This window comes from Jeotgalibacillus marinus (genome assembly GCF_040801915.1).
Lineage (GTDB): Bacteria > Bacillota > Bacilli > Bacillales > Jeotgalibacillaceae > Jeotgalibacillus > Jeotgalibacillus marinus.
In genome coordinates, this window is record NZ_JBFMIA010000253.1 from 1 (window position 1) to 245 (window position 245).

At 51.4% G+C, this 245-nt stretch carries 1 protein-coding gene; it reads right to left on the bottom strand.

Features of this window, described 5'->3' with window-relative positions:
- Window positions 1-36 precede the first annotated feature (36 nt).
- Window positions 37-245 (bottom strand): hypothetical protein (locus AB1471_RS19110; protein ID WP_367781036.1); only part of this gene is annotated, 209 nt, incomplete at its 5' end.

The window sequence follows — 245 nt, forward strand, 5'->3', positions numbered from 1 at the left end:
ACATAAGGTGTGGTTTGAGCTCAAGTCGCGCTGTTTCTACCCCCCTTCTCCTTTTTCCTCCTTTCGCTCTTTTTTTCTCCCTTTTTTTTTTTCTCTCTCCCCTCCCCTCCCCTCTTCCCTTTCTCCTTTTTCTTCCTTTCCCTTCCTTCCCCTCCTCCTTCCTTCCCCCCCTTTCTCCTCCCCTTCCCCCCCTCCTCTTTCTTTCCTTCTTTTCCTTCCTCCTCCCTTCCCTCCCCTTCCTTTCT